Origin of the sequence: Variovorax sp. RCC_210 (genome assembly GCF_041355175.1) — a bacterium.
Classification (GTDB): Bacteria; Pseudomonadota; Gammaproteobacteria; order Burkholderiales; family Burkholderiaceae_C; genus Variovorax.
This window is the reverse complement of record NZ_JBFUPJ010000028.1, coordinates 21110-28513: the sequence shown is the minus strand read 5'-3', so window position 1 is coordinate 28513 and position 7404 is coordinate 21110. Positions and strand designations below refer to the sequence as shown.

9 protein-coding genes and 1 pseudogene are annotated in these 7404 nt (G+C 64.5%); 5 read left to right on the top strand and 5 right to left on the bottom strand.

What is annotated here, in order from left to right:
* The 5 genes and pseudogenes from AB6807_RS39035 to AB6807_RS39015 all read left to right on the top strand — a co-directional run.
* Nucleotides 1–574 (top strand): annotated as a pseudogene (locus AB6807_RS39035) (hypothetical protein); the annotation flags it as partial.
* A 460-nt stretch (nucleotides 575–1034) separates the two neighbouring features.
* Nucleotides 1035–1418 (top strand): hypothetical protein, encoded by a 384-nt coding sequence (locus AB6807_RS39030; RefSeq protein ID WP_116914389.1) that lies wholly within the window; start codon nucleotides 1035–1037, stop codon nucleotides 1416–1418.
* On the top strand, nucleotides 1412–2212 hold the full coding sequence (locus AB6807_RS39025; protein ID WP_371088762.1) for a hypothetical protein: 801 nt from the start codon (nucleotides 1412–1414) through the stop codon (nucleotides 2210–2212). The genes AB6807_RS39030 and AB6807_RS39025 overlap by 7 nt, the downstream gene beginning before the upstream one ends.
* Before the next feature lie 52 nt (nucleotides 2213–2264).
* Entirely contained in the window at nucleotides 2265–2534 is a 270-nt protein-coding gene (locus tag AB6807_RS39020; protein WP_165840587.1) for a hypothetical protein, read from the top strand.
* A gap of 227 nt (nucleotides 2535–2761) precedes the next feature.
* Nucleotides 2762–2905 carry a hypothetical protein gene (locus AB6807_RS39015; protein ID WP_371088761.1) on the top strand — a complete coding sequence of 48 codons (144 nt, stop codon included), beginning with the start codon at nucleotides 2762–2764 and terminating at the stop codon, nucleotides 2903–2905.
* Between the two features lie 38 nt (nucleotides 2906–2943).
* On the opposite strand, the gene AB6807_RS39010 is transcribed toward AB6807_RS39015, so the two are convergent.
* The 5 genes from AB6807_RS39010 to mhpD are packed head-to-tail and all read right to left on the bottom strand — an operon-like array spanning nucleotide 2944 to nucleotide 7401.
* The gene (locus tag AB6807_RS39010) at nucleotides 2944–3672 is read right to left on the bottom strand and encodes an SDR family oxidoreductase (RefSeq protein WP_116914392.1); all 729 of its coding nucleotides are present in this window, start codon (nucleotides 3670–3672) and stop codon (nucleotides 2944–2946) included.
* Nucleotides 3673–3702: 30 nt separating this feature from the next.
* Complete coding sequence (locus AB6807_RS39005; RefSeq protein ID WP_371088760.1) at nucleotides 3703–4635, bottom strand: 3-carboxyethylcatechol 2,3-dioxygenase; 933 nt, start codon at nucleotides 4633–4635, stop codon at nucleotides 3703–3705.
* Complete coding sequence (gene dmpG / locus AB6807_RS39000; protein WP_371088759.1) at nucleotides 4632–5645, bottom strand: 4-hydroxy-2-oxovalerate aldolase; 1014 nt, start codon at nucleotides 5643–5645, stop codon at nucleotides 4632–4634. The genes AB6807_RS39005 and dmpG overlap by 4 nt, the downstream gene beginning before the upstream one ends.
* A gap of 11 nt (nucleotides 5646–5656) precedes the next feature.
* Nucleotides 5657–6613, bottom strand: coding sequence for an acetaldehyde dehydrogenase (acetylating) (locus AB6807_RS38995; protein ID WP_116914394.1), 957 nt, complete (start codon nucleotides 6611–6613; stop codon nucleotides 5657–5659).
* The gene (gene mhpD / locus AB6807_RS38990; protein WP_371088758.1) at nucleotides 6610–7401 is read right to left on the bottom strand and encodes a 2-keto-4-pentenoate hydratase; all 792 of its coding nucleotides are present in this window, start codon (nucleotides 7399–7401) and stop codon (nucleotides 6610–6612) included. The genes AB6807_RS38995 and mhpD overlap by 4 nt, the downstream gene beginning before the upstream one ends.
* Between the last annotated feature and the right edge of the window lie 3 nt (nucleotides 7402–7404).

Below are 7404 nucleotides of genomic sequence, written 5' to 3'. Positions count from 1 at the left end.
CGAGCCTGCGAGCGCAACAGGCCAAACACGCACCATCGCCGACAAGCCAATTTACGACTTGATCAGACGTTCCCTAGAGGTGGTGCAGTCGGTACAGGCTTCTGTCCTGCAGGACATGCCAAGGATCCTGGATGCCACGCTCGACGTGTGCAGACTCTTCGACCAGACGCCGGCCTTCCTGGGCCGCTATTTCTGGTTCGAAGACGCCATGGCCGACCTGGAACATCTCGAACGCAGCAACAGCGTCTTGTGGGAGAAGGCTACCGAGGGCCACACCGACGACAGTTCGCTATTGACACTGTTCCTGCGCATCGCCACGCACGGCAAACACACCACGCTGCTCACCAGAAAGACCGCAGCCAGCCTGGTCAAGAAGATTCGGACATCGGGCCTCGATGCCGATCTGCCCCGGCAGTTCGTGCTTCAGCACGGCCCCCTTCAGCTGCAGGGCGACTACCTGCACCTGTGGAACACCTTCATCGAAGAGGCCGAGCCCCTCCTGCGCAGCGACCGGGTGCAAGCTACCGAGGATGCGCTGGCGCTGCTGCACCGAGAGTGCAACATCGCCGGGTAGGCTGAAAGCGAAGTCGCTGGTGGACGGTAACCAGCGTGGCGCTGAGTCGCGGCACGTGCCGAGACGAGACGAGACGTGTGCGCAGGGCCTAGATGTGAAGTGTCAAGAGGCTCTTTCGAGTCGTCGACAGACGAGAGTCAGGCACTGCGAGGTTGATGCCGTGGCGCCTGCGCAAAGAAAACCAAGCCCGGCACAGGCGAGATCTCACAATGAGCGCCCCTGCGAACTCACGCTTGAACGTGCGCCAACGCACGCGCCGTTGCATGCCCTGGCCAAGCATCGACGTTGGCTGTCTCGGCCGCCTACCGAGGGTTGGCATCGAGCAGCGCGTGGGCGGCCAGATCAGGAACAAAGACGCGATCTGCTTGGGCAGCCCTGGCGGTACTGTCCGCTCTGCAGCTTTGCACGACCTCCAGAGCAGCGCCTTGCCATGTGGCAATGTGCCACATAGAATGCGCCGATGGCGCAATCGATCCGCATTTCTGATGAGCTTTACAGCTTGGCGCACTCCACCGGAGCGGCGTTGGGCCGGCCAATTGCTCAGCAAATGGAATACTGGGCCCGCTTGGGCGCGGCTCTGGAGGCCGCCGGCCTGAGTTCCACGGCCGCCATGGAACTTCTTGGCGAAAAGAGCAGGGCGGATCATCTTGTTAAGGTGGCGTTGGGTGAAGCCGGTCTGCGCGGCTCTCCACAGCTACGCAGGCTGCAAGCCAGAGATGCCGATCAGGTAGCCCGCGGTGAGCGCTCCGCCAGAAGCCTTCACCTTTTCAACAAAGAGGCACTCCAGGGATTTGCATTTCGGCGTCAGGTACAAGCTGAATCGAGCGAGGGTGAAGGTTGGTAAAGCCGATCGGCAGTGAGGCAGAGACGCCCTCGGACATCTTTCTCAAGCTCGTCAGAGTCGCTAGTGAAGACATCCTTGTGGGCGGTCAGGCATTGGCGCTGTGGGTCGAGCACTACGGGGTCGCCGTGCCCGAAGGGGTCGCAGCCATTTCGCGGGATGTCGACTTTCTGACCGAATCTCCGACCTCCAATGACAGCGTAACCCGATACGCGAAAGCGCTTCATGGCAAGACATTCTTTCCAAGCCGACGCGCCATGACATCGCTTGTCGGACAGGCGTTCCTGTTGCTACCAAAGGAGGAATACATCAACGTCGATGTGCTATGGAGCCTGATCGGATTGACCTCGGATCAGGTGCGCGCACGCGCCGTGACCGCCTTTCGAGCGGATGCTTCATTCCGAGTCATGCACGAGCTTCATGTGCTACGCAGCAGGCTTATCAACTTGCACCGGCTGAAAGAAAAGCAGAACGATAAAGGCGAGATGCAACTGCGCCTTGCCATCGACGTCGCGCGCGAATTCATGCGCCAACAGGCTGTGAAGCACGACGTCGAGAGCATCGGCAACGGGCGCAGTCCGTTGCAACCCCTGTTCAAAGAGATCACGCTGCTCGCCAGCGACGATGCCGGACAAAAGGTCGCAAAGCGCCATGGGATCCATGTGGCGGATGCGCTTGACCCGTCGCTGATTCCTGCCGGACCGTTCTGGGAGCGGCAGTGGCCTCGACTAGAAAAACTGATGTCGCCTCCCTATCGCGCTCTGTTTGCACCGCCTCAGCCGCAGCCCGACGACTGATTGTTAGCACCAGTGCAACCGAGATCACCTCAGGGCACCGAATGCGATGTTGATGGCCAACATCATCCTGGTGCCCGCGCTGCCCGCATTCCATAACCAGTGGCTGGCTGAGGATGGCCGAGTGCTTGAATGGGCAGTCCATGATGTTTATTCCGTGGCAGACAGGGAAGTGGCGGAATGGACGTTCCACTACACCTGGCGCGGCGAGGAAAAGAGCTTTGACGGGTCCACCGTAGCAAGGCTCAGCCATGGCAAGCTCATCCAGCTGCGTGAATATGCCACCACAGCGACTTTGTTTGACTGGCAGGGGAAGTGGCGATAGTCGATCGAAGACATCGCTCAGTTGCACGTGCGGTTCGTGTCCGTTGAGCTCTGCTGATTGGGTCCAGCTCATGATGGCCGCGGAGCGCTGGCCCGTCAGTAGCAATCCTGGCTGCACCATGCTCCCAGTGACCCTGGGCGGCGTTGCGCGAGACGGACCATGGCGTCGGGCAGCAAATCGGCCGCCAATCTGTTCGCGGTAGACATCGACAAGCGCACCCAGCCCCGTTGCTGCTGCTGCTGCTGCTGCTGCTGCTGCTGCTGTTGCTGTTGCTGTTGCTGTTGCTGTTGCTGTTGCTGTTGCTGCACGCTACGACGCATTCACGATGTCGTAGCTGTGGCTCATGGTACGAAACCGCTGAATCGTACTAGCCACCGCCGCAGCAAGGCGGACGACCATCCTTAAGAGATCAGGCGACGAGCTGACCTCCGCTTACGTCGATGACGCTTCCGCTCACGTATCCGCTTTTCATTGCGAAGATGTAGGCGAGCGCAACCTCTTCAGCGCTGGCGATCCGCTGCAGCGGGACCTTGGCCGCGATCTTCTTCACGAAATCTTCCTTGGCGGCAGGCAACATCGCGTCGTAGGTCGTGGTGGCTGTGACACCGGGCGCAACGGCGTTCATGCGATGCGGCGCGAGTTCCTTGGCCAGTTGCCGGACGCAAGCCTCGATCGCCGCGTTCACCGCTGAAATGGCGGAGTGGTTTGCCATCGTTGCGCGGCTCGCGACACCGGAGGTGAGTGTGATCGACCCGCCGCTCGCCAGGTGCGGGAGTGCAGCCTTGACGACACGGTACTGGCTGAAGAACTTGCCGTTGCAGTACTCCATGACCGCATCCAAATTCATCTTGTCGGCGGTCGTGTCGATGCCCAGCCGCGCGGCCGACTCGTGGACCGTCATGGCGACGTGGTCGACCCGGCCAATCGCCTTGAAAAGTTGGTCCAGGGACTCCTCGGATTTCGCATCGCACTGGTGGTATGCCGCCGCCTCCAGGTTTCCCTCGCGGTTGGTGACGCCGCGGGATGCGACATGGACGCGAGCACCCTCGCTGGCCGCGATCCGCGCAATGGAGAGGCCGATTCCGGCGCTGCCGCCGATGACCAGGACCGTCTTTCCGCTCAAGTTCGTGTTCGTCATGTCATTCACCTTTGATTCCGTTATCGAGTGTCATTTGCCGTCCCCCCAGAGCAGGCCGAAGCCCGCGATCCATTCCGGTACTTCGCGGTAGTACGTGAAATCGACGGCAGGATGCCCATCCGCCTCGACGGCGGATACGGCCGCAAGCCAGGTCCGCACCTCGTGCGCCGAATCGCCCGCGATGCGGCCCACCTCCTCGTCGCTCCAGCTGTCGCACTCGGCGATCCGGCCCTCCTTCAGCAAGTCGAGGAACTGCCGGTCCCATTGCGGGTTCAAGGGCTTGAACTGCGGATCGCCGCGCGCGAGCGACGTGGCCGCTTGCATGAGGCGATCGAACCGCGCTTCGGAGATCGCGGGCGGCGGGTTGCGCCCGGAGATCAGGCGCTCCTTCACGTCCGCGGGCGCAGTCGCGTAGCGGGGCACAGGCGGCTCGTGCGAGAGCCCGCCCGAGCCAATGAACAGCGTGCGCTTGCCCGTGGACCGGGCGAAGACGCCAACCGCCCGACCCAGCGCACGGCTGCGCGCGAGGGCCGGCAGCGGCGGCGCGACGGAGTTGATGAAGACCGGAATCACCGGCACTTCGGCCAACCCGCCGAAGATGTCCTGCAGCGGATTGGCGAAGCCGTGGTCAACCCGCATGCGATGCGACACTGCCACATCGATCCCCTGCTTAAGCAAAGAGGCGGCGCAGGCCGAAGCCATCGCGGTCGGCACCGACAGCTCCCCGGCCACCGTGCCGAAGTCGCCGATGGCCGAGGCCGCGGTGCCGATGCAGAACGACGGCATCAGGTCGTAAAAGAAACCGTTGAAATGGTCGGGCGCGAAAAGCACCACCAGCTCGGGCGCGAAGGCCCGCACCCTGTCGCGCAGCCCTTCGATCTGCGCGTCGATCTCGGCAATGGCCGAATCCGCCGGATCGAGGTGCCCGCGCAGCGGCGTGTGGGAGATGCAGAGCACCTTCATGGCGCGGCCTTCAGCAGGTCGAGCGCGACGTCCACGATCATGTCTTCCTGTCCGCCCACCATGCGACGCCGTCCCAGCTCGACGAGGATGTCCACCGTCTTCAGGCCATGGCGAGCGGCGACCAGTTCCGCATGCCGCAGGAAACTGGAATACACGCCTGCGTAGCCGAGCGCCAGCGTCTCACGATCGACGCGCACGGGCCGGTCCTGCAAGGGCCGCACGATGTCATCGGCGGCGTCCATCAGCGTGTACAGGTCGCAGCCATGGTTCCAGCCCAGGCGCTCGGCCGCGGCGATGAACACCTCGAGCGGCGCGTTGCCGGCCCCCGCGCCCATGCCGGCCAGGCTCGCATCGACGCGGTCGCAGCCCTCCTCGACTGCGACGATCGAGTTCGCCACGCCCAGGCTCAGGTTGTGATGGGCATGGATGCCGGTGTGCGTCTCGGGCGCGAGCACTTCCTTGAGCGCGCGGAACCGGTCGCGGACATCCGTCATGCTCAACGCACCACCCGAATCGACGACATAGATGCAGGTGGCACCGTAACCCTCCATCAGCCTGGCCTGCTGCGCCAGCTGCTGCGGCGTGGTCATGTGGCTCATCATCAAGAAGCCGACCGTGTCCATGCCGAGCGCTCGCGCTGCCTCGATGTGTTGGCGCGAGACGTCGGCTTCGGTGCAATGCGTGGCCACCCGAACGATCCGCGCACCGGCCGCGTGCGCCGCCTTCAGGTCGTGCACGGTGCCGATGCCGGGCAGCAGCAGCGTTGCGACCTTCGCGAAGTGCACCGTCGATGCGACCGCCTCGATCCACTCGAGGTCGGTGTGCGCCCCGAAGCCATAGTTGAAGGAGGAGCCCGCAAGCCCGTCGCCGTGCGCCACCTCGATGGAATCGACCCGTGCATCGTCGAGCGCCTTGGCGATCCGACGCACATCCGGCACGGAGTACTGATGGCGGATCGCATGGCTACCATCCCGCAAGGTGACGTCGGAGATGTAGATCTTGCTGCGCATGGATCGCTCTTTCATGACTGGTTCCCCCGCCGGCGCGCGATGCCGGCCTCGATGCGCCGACGCGCCATCCGGTCGCCGCAGGCGACGGCCGCCGAGGTCATGATGTCCAGGTTGCCGGCATAGGCCGGCAGGTAGTGCGCGGCCCCTTCGACCTCCAGGAACACCGAGGTCTTCAGGCCGTGCCGCAGCCCGACACCCGGAATGTTCACCGGACGGTCAGCCGCAACGGCTTCGAACTGCACCTGTTGCTTGAGCCGGTAGCCCGGCACGTACGACTGCACCCGGGCAACCATGTCAGCGATGCTGTGTTCGATCGCGGCGCGGTCAGCGTCCTCGGACAGCACGAAGACGGTGTCCCGCATGATGAGCGGCGGCTCGGCCGGGTTGAGCACGATGATGGCCTTGCCGCGTTCGGCACCGCCGAGGGCCTCGATGGCGCGCGCGGTCGTCTCGGTGAACTCGTCGATGTTCGCGCGCGTGCCGGGCCCGGCCGACTTGCTCGAGATGCTCGCCACGATCTCGCCGTAGAACACCCGGGCGACCTGCGACACCGCCGCGATCATCGGGATGGTCGCCTGACCGCCGCAAGTCACCATGTTCATGTTGCTCGCATGCTCGCGCTCGAGGTTGATCGCGGGAATGACGAAGGGACCGATGGCGGCCGGCGTGAGGTCGATCACCTGGATGCCGTGCCGTTGCAGCAGCGCGTCGTGCCCGGCATGGGCACCCGCGGAGGTCGCGTCGAACACCACGTCGATCTCGTCGAACACCGGCAGACGCAGAAGGCCCTCGATGCCGTCCGCGGTGGTCGCAGCGCCCAGGCGCGCGGCGCGCTGCAGCCCGTCCGAGGCCGGATCGATACCGACCATCGCACCCATCTCAAGGTGCTCGGCATGCCGCATGATCTTGAACATCAGGTCGCTGCCGATGTTGCCAGAGCCGATGATGGCGGCCTTGACCCTGCTCATGCCGAGGTCTCAGAGAAAAGCGCCTCGACCGTGCCCAGGCCTTCGACCGTGGCGACGAAGCGGTCTCCCGGCTGCACCGGCACCATGGGCCCGAGCGCGCCGGTGAGCACGATGTCGCCCGCACGCAGCGGCCGGCGGCGCCTGACCATCTCGCGCGCGAGCCAGGTCGCCGCGTTGAGCGGGTGGCCGAGGCAGGCGGCACCCGAGCCCGTGGACACCGTCTCGCCGTTGCGCGTCATGACCATGGCCGCGTCCTTCATGTCGAGGCCGGCCACGCCGTGCGCCGGGCCGCCGAGCACGAACAGGCCTGCCGAGGCGTTGTCCGCGATGGTGTCGACGATGCCGATGTTCCAGTTCGCGATGCGGCTGCCGACAATCTCGAGCGCGGGCAGCACATACGCGGTGGCCCGCAGCACGTCGGCCATCGTGAGCTCGTCGCCGGTGAGGTCTTGCCCGAGGATCAGCGCAATCTCGGCCTCGATCTTCGGCTGCTGCAAGCGCTGCATCGCGATGGGCTCGCCCTCGCCCACCTGCATGTCTGCGAAGAGCATGCCGAAATCCGGCTGCGAGACGCCCAGCTGCTTCTGCACGGCGAGCGATGTCAACCCGATCTTGCGGCCGGTCAGCCGCCTGCCGGAGGCAATGGCATCGCGCGTGTTGATGTCCTGGATCGCGTAAGCCGCGTCGACATCCGCGACGCCGACGAGGTCACGGATCGGCGCGATCGGCACGCCGGTGTCGCGGGCCGCACGCAGGCGCTGCGCCAGGTCGTTTTGATGGGCGTCCATTGC

Coding starts and splice junctions, on each gene's coding strand:
- AB6807_RS39030 (WP_116914389.1), top strand. CDS start 1,035: ATGGCGCAATCGATCCGCATTTCTGATGAGCTTTACAGCTTGGCGCAC.
- AB6807_RS39010 (WP_116914392.1), bottom strand. CDS start 3,672: ATGACGAACACGAACTTGAGCGGAAAGACGGTCCTGGTCATCGGCGGC.
- dmpG (WP_371088759.1), bottom strand. CDS start 5,645: ATGCGCAGCAAGATCTACATCTCCGACGTCACCTTGCGGGATGGTAGC.
- AB6807_RS39005 (WP_371088760.1), bottom strand. CDS start 4,635: ATGAAGGTGCTCTGCATCTCCCACACGCCGCTGCGCGGGCACCTCGAT.
- mhpD (WP_371088758.1), bottom strand. CDS start 7,401: ATGGACGCCCATCAAAACGACCTGGCGCAGCGCCTGCGTGCGGCCCGC.
- AB6807_RS38995 (WP_116914394.1), bottom strand. CDS start 6,613: ATGAGCAGGGTCAAGGCCGCCATCATCGGCTCTGGCAACATCGGCAGC.
- AB6807_RS39020 (WP_165840587.1), top strand. CDS start 2,265: ATGGCCAACATCATCCTGGTGCCCGCGCTGCCCGCATTCCATAACCAG.